The 15,090-nt window shown below is 70.4% G+C and carries 13 protein-coding genes; 6 read left to right on the forward strand and 7 right to left on the reverse strand.

Annotated features, from left to right (window positions below; genetic code table 11):
- Nucleotides 1–33: 33 nt before the first annotated feature.
- The 4 genes from ABZX90_RS00645 (at nt 34) to ABZX90_RS00660 (ending at nt 4,589) form a co-directional block, all read left to right on the forward strand.
- Nucleotides 34–2,577, forward strand: coding sequence for an ATP-binding protein (locus ABZX90_RS00645; RefSeq protein WP_355200563.1), 2,544 nt, complete (start codon nt 34–36; stop codon nt 2,575–2,577).
- Nucleotides 2,574–3,257 (forward strand): response regulator, encoded by a 684-nt coding sequence (locus ABZX90_RS00650; protein ID WP_351121435.1) that lies wholly within the window; start codon nt 2,574–2,576, stop codon nt 3,255–3,257. Before ABZX90_RS00645 ends, ABZX90_RS00650 begins: the two co-directional genes overlap by 4 nt.
- 171 nt (nt 3,258–3,428) lie before the next feature.
- The gene (locus ABZX90_RS00655) at nt 3,429–3,827 is read left to right on the forward strand and encodes an OB-fold nucleic acid binding domain-containing protein (RefSeq protein WP_351121433.1); all 399 of its coding nucleotides are present in this window, start codon (nt 3,429–3,431) and stop codon (nt 3,825–3,827) included.
- 3 nt (nt 3,828–3,830) lie between these two features.
- On the forward strand, nt 3,831–4,589 hold the full coding sequence (locus ABZX90_RS00660; protein WP_351121431.1) for a DUF3159 domain-containing protein: 759 nt from the start codon (nt 3,831–3,833) through the stop codon (nt 4,587–4,589).
- Between the two features lie 240 nt (nt 4,590–4,829).
- Here ABZX90_RS00660 and ABZX90_RS00665 read toward each other — a convergent pair whose 3' ends face one another.
- Nucleotides 4,830–5,507, reverse strand: a complete 678-nt coding sequence (locus ABZX90_RS00665) for a TrkA family potassium uptake protein (protein WP_351121429.1) — start codon at nt 5,505–5,507, stop codon at nt 4,830–4,832.
- Nucleotides 5,507–6,178 (reverse strand): TrkA family potassium uptake protein, encoded by a 672-nt coding sequence (locus tag ABZX90_RS00670; protein WP_351121427.1) that lies wholly within the window; start codon nt 6,176–6,178, stop codon nt 5,507–5,509. Before ABZX90_RS00670 ends, ABZX90_RS00665 begins: the two co-directional genes overlap by 1 nt.
- A gap of 424 nt (nt 6,179–6,602) precedes the next feature.
- Between ABZX90_RS00670 and ABZX90_RS00675 the strand changes: the two genes are divergently transcribed.
- Both ABZX90_RS00675 and ABZX90_RS00680 read left to right on the forward strand, forming a co-directional pair.
- Nucleotides 6,603–8,651 carry an APC family permease gene (locus ABZX90_RS00675; RefSeq protein WP_351121425.1) on the forward strand — a complete coding sequence of 683 codons (2,049 nt, stop codon included), beginning with the start codon at nt 6,603–6,605 and terminating at the stop codon, nt 8,649–8,651.
- 106 nt (nt 8,652–8,757) lie between these two features.
- On the forward strand, nt 8,758–10,086 hold the full coding sequence (locus ABZX90_RS00680; protein ID WP_355200567.1) for a class I SAM-dependent RNA methyltransferase: 1,329 nt from the start codon (nt 8,758–8,760) through the stop codon (nt 10,084–10,086).
- Nucleotides 10,087–10,268: 182 nt separating this feature from the next.
- Here ABZX90_RS00680 and ABZX90_RS00685 read toward each other — a convergent pair whose 3' ends face one another.
- From ABZX90_RS00685 to ABZX90_RS00705, 5 genes are all read right to left on the reverse strand, one after another.
- Complete coding sequence (locus ABZX90_RS00685; RefSeq protein WP_355200569.1) at nt 10,269–10,850, reverse strand: SRPBCC family protein; 582 nt, start codon at nt 10,848–10,850, stop codon at nt 10,269–10,271.
- Between the two features lie 89 nt (nt 10,851–10,939).
- Nucleotides 10,940–12,316, reverse strand: coding sequence for a carotenoid oxygenase family protein (locus ABZX90_RS00690; protein WP_355200571.1), 1,377 nt, complete (start codon nt 12,314–12,316; stop codon nt 10,940–10,942).
- A 78-nt stretch (nt 12,317–12,394) separates the two neighbouring features.
- On the reverse strand, nt 12,395–12,835 hold the full coding sequence (locus tag ABZX90_RS00695) for an SRPBCC family protein (RefSeq protein WP_355200573.1): 441 nt from the start codon (nt 12,833–12,835) through the stop codon (nt 12,395–12,397).
- Between the two features lie 48 nt (nt 12,836–12,883).
- Nucleotides 12,884–14,359: an MFS transporter gene (locus tag ABZX90_RS00700; protein ID WP_355200574.1), complete on the reverse strand. Its 1,476-nt coding sequence runs from the start codon at nt 14,357–14,359 to the stop codon at nt 12,884–12,886.
- Between the two features lie 101 nt (nt 14,360–14,460).
- On the reverse strand, nt 14,461–15,027 hold the full coding sequence (locus tag ABZX90_RS00705; protein ID WP_351121413.1) for a TetR/AcrR family transcriptional regulator: 567 nt from the start codon (nt 15,025–15,027) through the stop codon (nt 14,461–14,463).
- Between the last annotated feature and the right edge of the window lie 63 nt (nt 15,028–15,090).

Below are 15,090 nucleotides of genomic sequence, written 5' to 3' on the forward strand. Positions count from 1 at the left end.
GTACACAGCGGTGACAGGAAGACAATAGGGCTCATGGGACGCGGCAAGCTTCGGATCTACCTCGGTGCGGCACCGGGCGTCGGCAAGACGTACGCGATGCTCTCCGAGGCGCACCGTCGTGTCGAGCGCGGGACGGACTGCGTGGTGGCGTTCGTCGAGCACCATCACCGGCCGCGCACCGAAGTCATGCTGCACGGTCTGGAGCAGGTGCCGCGCAAGGAGTTGGAGTACCGGGGCGGCGTCTTCACCGAGATGGACGTCGACGCCGTGCTCCAGCGCGACCCGGCCGTCGCCCTGGTGGACGAACTGGCGCACACCAACGTGCCCGGCTCCCGCAACGACAAACGCTGGCAGGACGTGGAGGAGCTGCTCGCCGCCGGCATCGACGTCGTCTCCACCGTCAACATCCAGCACCTGGAGTCGCTCGGTGATGTCGTCGAGTCGATAACGGGTGTACGGCAGCGTGAGACCGTGCCGGACGAGGTGGTGCGGCGTGCGGACCAGATCGAGCTGGTCGACATGTCGCCGCCCGCGCTGCGTCGCCGCATGGCGCACGGCAACATCTACAAGCCCGACAAGGTCGACGCCGCCCTGTCCAACTACTTCCGCCCGGGCAACCTCACCGCCCTGCGCGAGCTCGCACTGCTGTGGGTCGCCGACCGGGTCGACGAATACCTGACCGAGTACCGCAGCGAGCACAGCGTTTCCAAGATCTGGGGCTCACGGGAGCGGATCGTCGTCGGACTGACCGGCGGTCCGGAGGGGCGGACGCTGATCCGGCGGGCCGCGCGGCTCGCCGAGAAAGGCGCGGGCGGCGAGGTGATGGCCGTCTACATCGCCCGCAGCGACGGGCTCACCTCCGCCTCACCGAAGGAACTGGCCGTCCAGCGCACGCTGGTCGAGGACCTCGGCGGCACCTTCCACCACGTGGTCGGGGACGACATACCCGCCTCGCTCCTGGACTTCGCACGCGGCGTCAACGCCACCCAGATCGTGCTCGGCTCCTCCCGCCGCAAGACCTGGCAGTACGTCTTCGGGCCGGGCGTCGGCGCCACGGTCGCCCGGGAGTCGGGCCCCGACCTGGACGTCCACATCGTCACCCACGAAGAGGTCGCCAAGGGGCGCGGTCTGCCGGTGGCACGCGGCGCACGGCTCGGGCGCTCCCGGATCATCTGGGGCTGGCTGATCGGGGTGGGCGGCCCGGTGGTGATGGCGCTGCTGCTGAACACCATCGACCTCGGCCTCGCCAACGACATGCTGCTGTTCCTGGCGGTGACGGTCGCGGCCGCCCTGCTCGGCGGTCTCCTCCCGGCCCTCGCCTCGGCGGCCTTCGGCTCCCTGCTGCTGAACTACTTCTACACACCGCCCCTGCACCGGCTGACGATCGCCGACCCGAAGAACATCGTGGCCATCGTGATCTTCGTGGGCGTCGCCGTCTCCGTGGCGTCGGTGGTGGACCTCGCGGCCCGCCGCACCCACCAGGCGGCGCGGCTGAGGGCCGAATCGGAGATCCTCTCCTTCCTCGCGGGCAGCGTGCTGCGCGGCGAGACCAGCCTGGAGGCCCTGCTGGAGCGAGTCAGGGAGACCTTCGGGATGGAGTCGGTCGCCCTCCTGGAGCGAGTGAGCGACGTCGAGCCGTGGACGTGTGCGGGCAGCGTCGGACCGGCGCCCTCGACCCGCCCGGAGGACGCTGACGTCGACATGCCGGTCGGCGACCACATGGCGCTCGCCCTGTCCGGACGGGTGCTGCCCGCGTCGGACCGCCGGGTGCTGGCCGCCTTCGCGGCGCAGGCCGCGGTGGTCCTGGACCGTCAGCGCCTCCAGTTCGAGGCCGACCAGGCCAAGGAACTCGCCGAGGGCAACCGCATCCGCACCGCCCTGCTGGCAGCCGTCAGTCACGACCTGCGGACCCCGCTCGCCGGGATCAAGGCTGCGGTGTCGTCCCTGCGCTCCGACGACGTGGCCTGGTCCGAGGAGGACCGGGCCGAGCTCCTCGAAGGCATCGAGGACGGCGCCGACCGCCTCGACCACCTGGTGGGCAACCTGCTCGACATGTCCCGGCTCCAGACCGGCACCGTCGCCCCGCTGATCCGCGAGATCGACCTCGACGAGGTCGTCCCGATGGCGCTCGGCGGCGTCCCCGAGGACAGCGTGGACCTGGAGATCCCGGAAAGCCTGCCGATGGTCGCCGTCGACGCCGGGCTCCTGGAGCGCGCCGTCGCCAACCTCGTCGAGAACGCCGTCAAGTACAGCCCCGTCGACGAACGGGTCCTGGTCGCCGCGAGCGCCATCGCCGACCGCGTGGAGGTACGCGTCGTGGACCGCGGCCCCGGCGTTCCGGACGAGGCCAAGGACCGTATATTCGCGCCCTTCCAACGCTACGGAGACGCCCCGCGCGGCACCGGAGTGGGCCTCGGTCTCGCGGTCGCCCGCGGGTTCGCCGAGGCGATGGGCGGCACCCTCACCGCCGAGGACACCCCCGGCGGCGGACTCACCATGGTGCTCACGGTGCGGGCGGTGGACCGCCGCCCCGACCTGGCCGCCCGACCAGCAGTCGCAGAAAGGCAGGTCTCATGACCCGGGTCCTCGTGGTCGACGACGAGCCGCAGATCACCCGAGCCCTCGTGATCAACCTGAAGGCACGCAAGTACGAGGTGGACGCGGCCCCCGACGGAGCCACCGCGCTCCAGCTCGCCGCCGCCCGCCACCCCGACGTCGTCGTGCTCGACCTCGGCCTGCCCGACATGGACGGCGTCGAGGTGATCAAGGGGCTGCGCGGCTGGACCCGGGTGCCGATTCTGGTGCTGTCCGCCCGGCACTCCTCCGACGAGAAGGTCGAGGCGCTCGACGCGGGTGCCGACGACTACGTCACCAAGCCCTTCGGCATGGACGAGCTGCTCGCCCGGCTGCGCGCAGCCGTCCGCCGCGCGGAGCCCACCGGGGGCGAGGAGGACGACGTGATCGTGGAGACCGCCGGATTCACCGTCGACCTGGCCGCGAAGAAGGTGCACCGCGACGGGCGGGACGTCCGCCTCACCCCCACGGAGTGGCACCTGCTGGAGGTCCTGGTCCGCAACACGGGCCGCTTGGTCAGCCAGAAGCAGCTGCTTCAGGAGGTCTGGGGGCCGTCGTACGGGACGGAGACGAACTACCTGCGGGTCTACATGGCCCAGCTGCGCCGCAAGCTGGAGGCGGACCCCTCGCACCCGAAGCACTTCATCACCGAGCCGGGGATGGGGTACCGCTTCGAGCGGTGACGCGATCACTGGTCCGGGCCGCGTCGCTCGCGCGGTCCGGGCGATGTGCGCCATCCCGGCGATGTGCGCGATCCGGTTCGAGCGTGGTCCGGTTCGAGCGTGGTCCGTCCCCGGTTCGGGCCGAGGTGCCGCGGGTACGTAGCTGTCAGCGCCCCCCGGTACGCTTTCGGTATGAGTGCTGTTCCTCGTTCCGAAAAGCCGGCGGGCCGGTTCCGGCGCATGATGGACCGGCTCTCCTCGTCCCAGGAGGACCTGGAGTCCGAGGAGCTGCGGGAGGACACCGAGACCGCGGGCTGCACCCGTATCGGTGACTGCCACGACCGACAGATCGTCACGGTTACTGGTACCTTGCGCACGGTCACTCTGCGGCCGCGGGCCGGTGTCCCGGCCCTGGAGGCCGAGCTGTTCGACGGCTCGGCCGCCCTGGATGTGGTCTGGCTCGGCCGCCGCTCCATCGTCGGCATCGAGCCCGGACGCAAGCTGATCGCATCGGGCCGCATCTCGATGAGCCGGGGCCGTAGGGTGTTGTTCAATCCGAAATACGAACTCAGACCGCTCGGACGGGAGTAGCCGGTGACGTCGCTCGACAAGCCGACCGAAGACGCCCAGCAGGATTCCAGGGCGGTGACCGAGGCCGCACTCTTCGAGGCCTTCGGCGGCGTGCGCGGCATGGTCGAGACCGTGATGCCCGGCCTGCTCTTCGTCACCATCTTCACGATCAACAAGGACCTGCACTGGGCGGCGATCGCCGCCCTCGCGGTGTCCCTGACGCTCGTCGTGGTCCGCCTGGTGCGGCGCGACACCGTGAAGCACGCCTTCAGCGGAGTATTCGGCGTCGCCTTCGGCGTGGTCTTCGCGATGATGACGGGCAACGCGAAGGACTTCTATCTGCCGGGCATGCTCTACACGCTCGGTCTCGCCGTCGCCTACATCGTCACGACCCTCGCGGGTGTCCCGCTGATCGGCCTGATCCTCGGCCCGGTCTTCAAGGAGAACCTCTCCTGGCGCACCCGCAACCCCGGCCGGAAGAAGGCGTACGCGAAGGCCAGTTGGGCCTGGGGCCTGATCCTGCTCGCCAAGTGCGCGGTGCTCTTCCCGCTCTACTGGTGGGCCGACACCACCCAGTTCGGCTGGGTCCTGATCGCCCTCAAGATCCCGCCGTTCCTGCTCGCCGTCTGGCTCACCTGGGTCTTCCTCGCCAAGGCGCCGCCGCCCATCGACGTGTTCGCGGAGATGGAGGCCGAGGAGCAGGCGGAGAAGGAGCGCAAGGCCGCCCTCGCGACGGAACGCGGCGAGACCGCGGCCCCGGCCCGGCACCGCCGCGAGGCGTGAGCACCTCGGCCGGCTCGGCCGAACACGCCGAGGGACATCACCCCTCGGCATGACGGCGCCGAAGGGCCTCGGTTCCCGCCATGACGACGCCGAAGGGCGTCAGCCCCGGATACGGGACGCCGAGGACGCCGAAAGCCACCGGCTCGCTACGACGAAGGGGGCGCCCGGAGAATCTCCGGGCGCCCCCTTCGTCGTACCGCCGACAGGACGTCGTACCGCCTCGTACCGCCGACAGGACGGCTAGCTCGTCGTGCCCTCGCGGCGCACCGACAGCAGGTCCTCCAGCTGCTCCTCACGGGCCTGGGCGGCCACGAAGAGCAGTTCGTCGCCCGCCTCCAGGGAATCCTCCCGGGAGGGCGTCAGGACGCGCGTGCCGCGGATGATCGTCACCAGCGAGGTGTCCTCCGGCCACTCGACGTCGCCGACGGTCGTGCCGGCCAGGGCGGACTCCGGCGGCAGGGTCAGCTCGACGAGGTTGGCGTCGCCGTGACTGAAGCGGAGCAGCCGCACCAGGTCGCCGACGCTGACGGCCTCCTCGACGAGGGCCGACATCAGACGCGGGGTGGAGACGGCGACGTCCACGCCCCAGGACTCGTTGAACAGCCACTCGTTCTTGGGGTTGTTGACGCGGGCGACGACCCGCGGGACCCCGTACTCCGTCTTCGCGAGCAGGGAGACGACGAGGTTGACCTTGTCGTCTCCGGTGGCCGCGATGACCACGTTGCAGCGCTGCAGCGCGGCCTCGTCCAGGGAGGTGATCTCGCAGGCGTCGGCGAGCAGCCACTCCGCCTGCGGGACGCGCTCGACCGAGATGGCGGTCGGCGCCTTGTCGATCAGCAGGATCTCGTGCCCGTTCTCCAGCAGTTCGCCCGCGATCGAGCGGCCCACGGCACCGGCACCGGCAATGGCGACCCTCATCAGTGACCGGCCTCCTCTTCAGGGCCCTTGGCGAACGCCGCCTCGACCTTGTCCACCTCGTCGGTGCGCATCATCACGTGCACCAGGTCGCCTTCCTGCAGCACCGTCTGAGACGTGGGCAGGACCGCCTCGCCGAGCCGGGTGAGGAAGGCGACGCGTACGCCCGTCTCCTCCTGGAGGCGGCTGATCTTGTGGCCCACCCAGGTGGCGGAGGCGTGCACCTCGGCGAGCTGCACACCGCCCGTGGGGTCGCGCCACAGCGGCTCGGAGCCCGAGGGCAGCAGCCGGCGGAGCATCTGGTCGGCCGTCCAGCGGACGGTTGCGACGGTCGGAATGCCGAGGCGCTGGTAGACCTCGGCGCGGCGCGGGTCGTAGATGCGCGCCGCGACGTTCTCGACGCCGAACATCTCGCGGGCCACCCGGGCGGCGATGATGTTCGAGTTGTCACCGCTGGAGACCGCCGCGAACGCGCCCGCCTCCTCGATGCCCGCCTCGCGCATGGTGTCCTGGTCGAAGCCGACTCCGGTGACTCGACGGCCGCCGAACCCGGAGCCCAACCGACGGAAGGCGGTGGGGTCCTGGTCGATCACGGCGACCGTGTGCCCCTGTTGCTCCAAGGTCTGGGCAAGAGCGGAACCCACTCTTCCGCAGCCCATGATGACGATGTGCACGACCGTCCTTCCGCATGTGAATGGTTACGGCTCAGGCTAAACAGGGTCTCAGACCGCCGCCCAAGCTACACACGCGCGGTCACCTCGGGGCACCCCTGTGCATGTTCGCCTGCGCTTTTTCGTGGAACGTTCACGGAACGGCGGTGAACGGGCGGGTTCAACGCCGTGTGATGCTGCGAACACTCGCGAGCGTCAGGATTCCGAGGCCGACCAGTCCGATGGTGGCGCCGACGAGCTCCGCGGTCACGTGCATGGGTCCTCCAGGGCGGTCGGGAGCGGGGTTTTGTCATATAGACACGTGGATCTCCGGGACCACGGAATCCGCAGCCGGAGCCCGCCTCGTTTTCACTCGGAGAGCAGATGACGGACCGAAGGGGGATGGCGGGTGGGCGACTGCCAGTTCGAACCCTTACGATTCCCTGTTGTGTCCAAACTGACCGACGTGCCCAAGCGGATCCTGATCGGGCGCGCTCTGCGCAGCGACCGGCTGGGCGAAACGCTCCTGCCGAAGCGCATCGCCCTCCCCGTCTTCGCATCCGACCCGCTCTCCTCCGTGGCGTACGCCCCCGGAGAAGTGCTGCTGGTCCTTTCCATCGCGGGCGTGTCGGCCTACCACTTCAGCCCCTGGATCGCGCTGGCGGTCGTCGTGCTGATGTTCACGGTGGTCGCGTCCTACCGACAGAACGTGCACGCGTACCCGAGTGGTGGTGGCGACTACGAGGTGGCCAACACCAACCTCGGTCCGCGGGCCGGCCTCACCGTCGCCAGCGCGCTGCTCGTCGACTACGTCCTGACCGTCGCCGTCTCCATCGCCTCCGGCATCGAGAACCTCGGCTCGGCGGTTCCCTTCGTGGTGGAGCACAAGGTGGCCTGCGCGGTCGCCGTCATCGTGCTGCTCACACTGATGAATCTGCGCGGAGTCAAGGAGTCCGGAAAGCTCTTCGCGATTCCGACGTACGTCTTCGTCGCGGGCGTCTTCATCATGGTCGCCTGGGGTGCCTTCCGCGGACTCGTGCTCGGCGAGACCATGGCGGCGCCGACCGCCGACTACCACATCAAGGCCGAGCACCAGGGGCTCGCGGGCTTCGCCCTCGTCTTCCTGCTGCTGCGCGCCTTCTCGTCCGGCTGTGCGGCGCTCACCGGCGTCGAGGCGATCTCCAACGGCGTCCCCGCCTTCCGCAAGCCGAAGTCGAAGAACGCCGCGACCACGCTCGCGGCGATGGGCCTGCTCGCCGTCACCATGTTCTGCGGCATCATCGCCCTGGCCATGACCACCAACGTGCGCATGGCCGAGAATCCGGCAACGGACCTGATCCACAACGGCGTGGCGGTCGGTGCGGACTACGTCCAGAACCCGGTGATCTCCCAGGTGGCCGAGGCCGTGTTCGGCAAGGACAGCTTCCTGTTCATCGTGCTGGCCGCCGCCACCGCGCTCGTCCTGTTCCTGGCCGCGAACACCGCGTACAACGGCTTCCCGCTGCTCGGTTCGATCCTCGCCCAGGACCGCTACCTGCCGCGCCAGCTGCACACCCGTGGCGACCGCCTGGCCTTCTCGAACGGCATCGTGCTCCTGGCCGGCGCCGCGAGCATGCTCGTCATCATCTACGGGGCCGACTCGACGCGCCTGATCCAGCTCTACATCGTCGGTGTCTTCGTCTCCTTCACCCTCAGCCAGACCGGCATGGTCCGCCACTGGAACCGCCACCTGGCCGGTGAGACCGACCAGGCCAAGCGGCGCCACATGGTCCGCTCCCGGGCGATCAACGCCTTCGGCGCGTTCTTCACCGGGCTGGTCCTGGTCGTCGTCCTCGTCACCAAGTTCACGCACGGCGCCTGGGTCGCCCTGCTCGGCATGGTGATCTTCTACGCGACGATGACCGCGATCCGTAAGCACTACGACCGGGTCTCGGAGGAGCTGGCCGCCCCCGAGGGACCGTCCGACGACAGCGTCCGCCCCTCGCGCGTCCACTCCGTCGTACTGGTCTCCAAGATCCACCGCCCGGCGCTGCGCGCCCTCGCCTACGCCAAGCTGCTGCGCTCCGACACCCTCGAGGCGCTCAGCGTCAACGTCGACCCGGCCGAGACCAAGACCCTGCGCGACGAGTGGGAGCGGCGCGGCATCGACGTACCGCTGAAGGTCCTCGATTCGCCCTACCGCGAGATCACCCGGCCGGTCATCGAGTACGTCAAGGGCCTGCGCAAGGAGTCGCCGCGCGACGCGGTCTCCGTGATCATCCCCGAGTACGTGGTCGGCCACTGGTACGAGCACCTGCTGCACAACCAGAGCGCCCTGCGCCTCAAGGGCCGACTCCTGTTCACGCCGGGCGTCATGGTGACCTCCGTGCCCTACCAGCTGGAGTCCTCCGAGGCCGCGAAGCTGCGGGCCCGCAAGCGGCAGGACTGGAACGCGCCGGGCGCGGTGCGCCGGGGCCCGGCCCACGAACGGCCGAAGGAACCCACTCCGAAGAACTGACGAAATCCGACGAAGAACTGACGGGCGTGGGAAGAGGTCAGGAAGCACGTAGACTGGTGGGCTGTTGTCCGCGCGTTTCCCCTTTCTCATCTGGAGTCACCCCACCATGCAGGCAGAACCGAAGAAGTCGCTGGTGGGGGACGAGTACGAGGTCGAGATCGGCCCCGTGGCGCACGGCGGACACTGCATCGCCCGGACGGACGAGGGCCAGGTCCTCTTCGTCCGGCACGCGCTGCCCGGTGAGCGCGTCGTCGCCCGGGTGACCGAGGGCGAGGAGGGCGCGCGGTTCCTGCGCGCCGACGCCGTACGGATCCTCGACGCGTCCAAGGACCGCGTCGAGGCGCCCTGCCCGTACGCGGGCCCCGGCCGCTGTGGCGGCTGCGACTGGCAGCACGCCAAGCCCGGCGCCCAGCGCCGTCTCAAGGGCGAGGTCATCACCGAGCAGTTGCAGCGCCTCGCGGGCCTCACGCCCGAGGAGGCCGGCTGGGACGGCACGGTGATGCCCGCCGAGGGCGACAAGCTGCCCGCGGGCGAGGTCCCGGCCTGGCGCACGCGCGTGCAGTACGCGGTCGACCCGGACGGCAACGCCGGACTGCGCCGCCACCGCTCGCACGAGGTCGAGCCCGTCGAGCGCTGCATGATCGCCGCCGAGGGCGTCACCGAACTCGGCATTGAGGAGCGCGACTGGTCCGGCATGGCCTCCGTCGAGGCGATCGCCGCGACGGGCTCCCAGGACCGCATGGTGATCCTGGAGCCCCGGCCCGGCGCCCGGCTGCCGCTCGTCGAGCTCGACAAGCCGGTCTCCGTGATGCGCGTCGAGGAACACGACGGCGGCATCCACCGCGTCCACGGCCGCGCGTTCGTCCGCGAGCGCGCCGACGGCCGTACGTACCGCGTCGGCAGCGGCGGCTTCTGGCAGGTCCACCCGATGGCGGCCGACACCCTGGTCAAGGCCGTCATGCAGGGACTGATGCCGCGCAAGGGCGAGATGGCGCTCGACCTGTACTGCGGCGTCGGCCTCTTCGCGGGCGCCCTCGCGGACCGCCTCGGCGACAAGGGCGCGGTCCTCGGCATCGAGTCCGGCAAGCGCGCGGTGGAGGACGCCCGGCACAACGTCGCCGCGTTCGACCGCGTCCGCATCGAACAGGGCAAGGTCGAGGCGGTCCTCCCGCGCACCGGCATCTCCGAGGTCGACCTCATCGTCCTGGACCCGCCCCGCGCGGGCGCCGGCAAGAAGACGGTCGAACACCTGTCGTCGCTGGGGGCGCGCCGGATCGCGTACGTCGCCTGCGACCCGGCGGCGCTGGCCCGGGACATCGCGTACTTCCGCGACGGCGGCTACAAGGTCCGGACGCTCCGGGCGTTCGACCTGTTCCCGATGACGCATCACGTGGAGTGCGTGGCGATTCTGGAGAAGGTCGCGAAGGCCGCCTGACCCGCGGGTTTGTCGGCCTGTGTGAAGTCCGCCGTGGGCGGTCGCGGGCGATGTCCCGAGGCTGGAACGACGTTCATTTGACGCTCGCCGAACGCATTTCCTGAGTGGGCCTCAGCAGCGAGAATCCGCCTCCTGGACCGGGCTGTGTTGCCGGGTCCAGGAGGCGGATTCTGTGGCGAGGGCTACTGGGCGGCCTGGTCCTCCGCCTCGTGCTTGAGGTTGCTCAGCCAGTTGTGGAGCGAGTCGTCGAGGGCGGCCTGGAGCGCGGCCTGGTTGGCGACGACCGGTGCTCCGGTCCAGGACTCCTCGGTGTGGACCAGGATGCCGTCGCGGGTCGGGGTGAAGGTCCATACGTGGACGGCGGTGATGCCCTGGGCGGGGCCGCCCCAAGCCAGTCGCTTGCCGTACTCGACCTGCTTGACGGTGGAGGCGATGTCCAGCCCCTCGGTGGTCCAGCGGAACACCGAGCCGGGACGCAGGCGTCCAGGGGTGTCCTTCACGACCACCTCGACGTGGGGCTGCCAGGTGGGCCACTTCTCCACATCGGTCTGGATCTTCCAGATCGTGTGCAGCGGGGCGTGGATGAGGATGTTGTCGCGGGTGATGACCGGCGCGGTCCTGTCGATCTGTACGTCGGCCGCGTGCTTGGCCACCGCGGTGCGGGTCGTGACCGGCCTGTCGCCGCCGAGGGCGTAGGCGGTGCCGGACGCGGTGAGGATGAGCGCGGTGGTGGCGGCGATGGCGGCCGCGGTGAGCGTGCGCATGGGACGTTCCCTTTCGTGAGGTCGGTTACGGGGTCTGTCGCGCCGGGACCGGGCCGCGGGGTGGAGTCCCCCGGGGCCCTGGGCCGGGGTCAGCTGTCGGAGCTGTCGGAGCCGTCGAGGTCGTTGTCGGGGATCCAGGAGCCGTGGATGCCGGCGGTGACACGGCGCGGGAGGTGGACGGTGGCGATCCGGTCGAGGCCGGAGGCGTCCAGGACCAGGAGCTGGGAGGCGTCCTGCTTGAGGTCGGAGACGACGGTGAGCAGGTAGCCGTCGTCCTCGCGGGTGGCGCCGGCGGCGGGGACGAACACGGCCTCGCTGGGCAGGCGGGCGTCGCCGGCCTGGTGGACCCTGCGGGTGCCGGTGGTGCGGTCGTACTTGACGACGCCGTAGCCGCCGCGGCCGTCCTGGTCGGGGAAGGAGATCGCGTACTGGTATCGGTGTTCGGTGCCGAGGAACTCCTCGTTGAGCGTGGGGAATTCGACGGCGAGGTCGTCGATGATCTGCTCATCGACGCTGCCGGCGGCCAGGTCGATGACCCATCGGCGGTTGTACGAGCGGGTGTTGGGCTCGGTGCCGCGGCCGGGGGCGCCGACCCACCAGTTCCAGGAGAGCTGGAAGCCCTCGCGGTCCACGGTCGGCCCCTCCAGCACGATGCGGCCCTGGGCGTCCTCGTAGGCGTTGGCGGCGTGCAGCATGTTGCCCGGCTCGACGGAGAACCAGCGGATCTTCGCCGCGCCTTCCGGCCCGCGGGGCATGACGCCGATCCGGGCCTGCTGCGCGTCGTTCCAGCCGTACGGGATGCCCGAGTGCTCGGTGGGGTCGAAGGTGACGGTGCCCTCGACGAAGACCACGTGGTTGCGGGTGATGGCGAAGTCGTGCTTGAGGGAGGCGGTCGCCCCCGGCACTTCGGCGCTGTGGGTGATCCGCCCCTTGGCGTCGGACACGTAGTACGTGAGGTAGGGCGGGAACGCCGAGGAGCCGAAGAAGTGCAGCTCGCCGGTGCCCGGGTCGGTCTTCGGGTGCGCGGTCATCGCGCCGCGCAGCTTGTCGCCGAAGTCGTAGGCACCGACCGTTTCCAGGTCCCTGGTGAGCTCGAAGGGGAAGTTGGCCTCGCAGAGCGCGAGGAGGCGTCCGGCGTGCTCGATGACGTGGGTGCCGGCGGTGCTGGCCGTCAGGTCCGGGCCGTGCTCGGTCATGTAGGGGGCGCCGTTCAGGGCGGGGGTGCGCACCCAGCGGTTGCGGTACCACTCGGCGCGGCCGTCGCGCAGCCGGAGGCCGTGGACCATGCCGCTGCCCTTGAACCAGTGGGTGGGGGTGACGCCGGGCTTGGGGTTGTGGCTGTTGCGGATCAGCCGGCCGGTCAGCTCCGGCGGCAGGGAGCCCTCGACGGTCAGCTCGGTGGCGGTGATCTCGTCGACGGCCGGGGCGTAGTGGCCGATCAGGTAGGGCTGCGTGTACGTGGTCATGGCAGAACCTCGCTTCGTGTGACGGCGTCGGTGGCGATGGCGGACGAGCGGTGTCGCGGGTGCAACGGGCGGCGGGAGTCAGTCGGTCTGCTCGGCGCGGGCCTTGAGGGCGGCGAGCCAGACGGTCAGGGAGTCGTGCAGGGCCTGGCCGAGCTCGGCGGCCGCGGCGTCGACAGGGGCGCCGCTCCAGGACTCCTCGGTGTGGACACTCACCTGGCTGCCGGTCTGCTCGAAGGTCCACACGTGGACGCCCTCGACGCCGCCCGCCGGGCCGCCCCAGACCAGCCGCTCACCGGGGACGATCTCGCGGATGGTGGAGGTGATGTCCAGCCCGTGCGTCTTCCAGCTGAAGGAGTTGCCCGGCAGCAACGGGCCGTCGAGCTCGGCCTGGTCGACGTGAGCGTTCCAGCTCGGCCAGGCGTCGATGTCGGTGTGCAGGGCCCAGACCCGCTCCAGCGGGGCGTCGATCACGGTGGACAGGCGGACGATGACGGGAGCGGTCTCGTCGATGGTGAACATGGCTGTTCTTCCTCTCGGTTCGGTGTATCTGGTGTGTCTGGCGATGGGTCAGCGCGTACGGAGCGTGGTGGAGGGTGCGGCTTCGGCGGTGCCCGGGACTTCTCCGTCCGGGGCTTCCCCGCCTGGGGTACGGCCGCGTCGGGTCAGGAGGGCGGCCAGGACAGCGGTGGTGGCCAGGACAGCGGACGCGATGCCGAAAGCTGTGCGGTAGCCGGCGGTGAGTGCTTCCAGGTGTGGCTGTTGGGTGGCCGCATGGGCGGTGGAGGTGCCGGCGAGGGTGGCCAGTACGGCGAGTCCGACCGCGCCGCCGACCTGGCGGGTGGTGTTGACCAGGCCGCCGGCCGTCCCGGCATCCGCGCGGGGTACGCCCTCGACGGACAGGGCGGTCAGTTGGACGAAGGCGACGCTCAGGCCGAGGCCGATCAGGATGCTGGGGCCGAGGACGTCGGCGACGTAGCTGCCGTGGGCGTCGATCCGGGACAGCCACAGCAGTCCGGCGGCCTCGGTGAGCAGCGCGCCGGTGACGGTCGCGCCGGCGCCGATGCGGCGGGAGATCCGCGGTGCCAGCGTGGAGCCGAGCATGTTGGCGAAGGCGAGCGGGAGTTGCCCCAGTCCTGTGACCAGGGGGCTGTAGCCGAGGACCTGCTGCTGGTAGAGCGGGAGGAAGAAGAACAGGGCGATCCACACCGAGCCCAGCAGCGCCATGAGGACGTTGGCTGTGGTGACGCGGCCGGTGCGGAACAGGCGGGGCGGCAGCAGTGGGTCCGGGTGGCGGCGCTCGACCAGGACGAACGCGGTCAGCAGCGCGGCGGCGACGGCGAACGACGCGAGGACGGTGGTGTCCGTCCAGCCCGAGCGGCGGGCCGTGGTCAGCCCCCACACCAGGGAGGTGAGCGAGAGGGTCACGGTGGCGGTGCCGGGCAGGTCGAACCGTCCGCCGATGACGGACTGCGCCCTCGGCAGGGCGGCGGCAACGGCGGCCAGGATCAGGAGCGCGCCGATCGCGACGACGTAGAAGATCCACGGCCAGCCCCATGCCTGCGTGAGGACGCCGCCGAGGAGGACTCCGGCCGCGCCTCCGGCGCCGGAGACCGCACCCCACACCCCCAGGGCTCTGCCGCGGCCGGGGCCGGGCGGGAACAGATCCATCACCAGGGCCAGCGAGGCTGGGGCGATGGCCGCGGCGCCCAGTCCCTGCACCGCTCGGGCCGTGATCAGCACGGCGGACGAGGTGGCCAGTCCCGCCGCCAGAGAGGAGGCGCCGAACACCGCGAGTCCCGCCAGCAGCATCCGGCGGCGGCCCAGCAGGTCCGCCGCCCTCCCACCGGCCAGGAGCAGCGCGCCGAAGGCCAGACCGTAGGCGTTGACCACCCACGTGGTGCCACTGTCCGACAGTCCGACGCCCGAGCGGATCTGGGGCAGGGCGACGTTCACGATCGAGGTGGCCAGCATGACGGTGAACTGCGCCCCCGCCAGAGCGGCGAGTGCTGCTCCGGGGCTGCGGGTGGTGGCGGCGACCTTCATGACCCTCCTCCTTGAGTGGTTAACCACTCACACTTGACGCCTAAGAAAGAGCGGGGCTGTGTGCCCCGCCGACAAGTCCAGCCGTCCGGCTGTGCCGGGCGTCAGTAGTGCGTGATGCCCGCGGACAGCGTTCGGATCCAGGGCGCGTCCACCTCGTCGGCCCGCATGGAGACGATGAGGTGGCACAGCATGCCGAGCGCGAAGAACTGCTGGACCTGCTCCTCGGTGCCGCCGGAGGCGCCGCGGACGTACTCCACCAGTCGGGCGTAGCCCTGCTGGACCGCCTCACGTACAGCCGGCTCGGAGACGGCGGCAGCCTGGGCGTGCAGCTGGATCAGCATCAGGTCGTTGTCGCTGATCAGTAGCGCGTACGAGTCACCCATGGCGGCCAGCACCACCTCGGCGGAACTGCCCTTGGCCTCGGCCGCCGCCCGCTCCAGACTGGCCCGAACCAGTACGAAGCAGTGCTCGACCACCGCGGTGAACAGCAGCTCCTTGCTCGGGAACAAGCGGTAGACGTACGCCTGCGAGATGCCGGCCGCCTTCGCCACCTCGGTCGTGGTGGTGCCCCAGTAGCCGCGCGCCGCGAAGGCGCCGATGGCGGTGCGCAGCACCGTCTCGCGGCGCTCCTCGGCGGTGGACAGCTTGCGGGGTCGTTCGCTCTTCATGTGAGTACTCAACCACTCACACTTTTGGGAGTCAAGCCTTGCGTCGGTAATCTGCTGTCGACG

The sequence above is a fragment of the Streptomyces sp. NPDC002935 genome (assembly GCF_040611295.1).
Lineage (GTDB): Bacteria > Actinomycetota > Actinomycetes > Streptomycetales > Streptomycetaceae > Streptomyces.

Coding starts and splice junctions, on each gene's coding strand:
- ABZX90_RS00655 (WP_351121433.1), top strand. CDS start 3,429: ATGAGTGCTGTTCCTCGTTCCGAAAAGCCGGCGGGCCGGTTCCGGCGC.
- ABZX90_RS00665 (WP_351121429.1), bottom strand. CDS start 5,507: ATGAGGGTCGCCATTGCCGGTGCCGGTGCCGTGGGCCGCTCGATCGCG.
- ABZX90_RS00645 (WP_355200563.1), top strand. CDS start 34: ATGGGACGCGGCAAGCTTCGGATCTACCTCGGTGCGGCACCGGGCGTC.
- ABZX90_RS00705 (WP_351121413.1), bottom strand. CDS start 15,027: ATGAAGAGCGAACGACCCCGCAAGCTGTCCACCGCCGAGGAGCGCCGC.
- ABZX90_RS00700 (WP_355200574.1), bottom strand. CDS start 14,359: ATGAAGGTCGCCGCCACCACCCGCAGCCCCGGAGCAGCACTCGCCGCT.
- ABZX90_RS00680 (WP_355200567.1), top strand. CDS start 8,758: ATGCAGGCAGAACCGAAGAAGTCGCTGGTGGGGGACGAGTACGAGGTC.
- ABZX90_RS00690 (WP_355200571.1), bottom strand. CDS start 12,316: ATGACCACGTACACGCAGCCCTACCTGATCGGCCACTACGCCCCGGCC.
- ABZX90_RS00685 (WP_355200569.1), bottom strand. CDS start 10,850: ATGCGCACGCTCACCGCGGCCGCCATCGCCGCCACCACCGCGCTCATC.
- ABZX90_RS00695 (WP_355200573.1), bottom strand. CDS start 12,835: ATGTTCACCATCGACGAGACCGCTCCCGTCATCGTCCGCCTGTCCACC.
- ABZX90_RS00650 (WP_351121435.1), top strand. CDS start 2,574: ATGACCCGGGTCCTCGTGGTCGACGACGAGCCGCAGATCACCCGAGCC.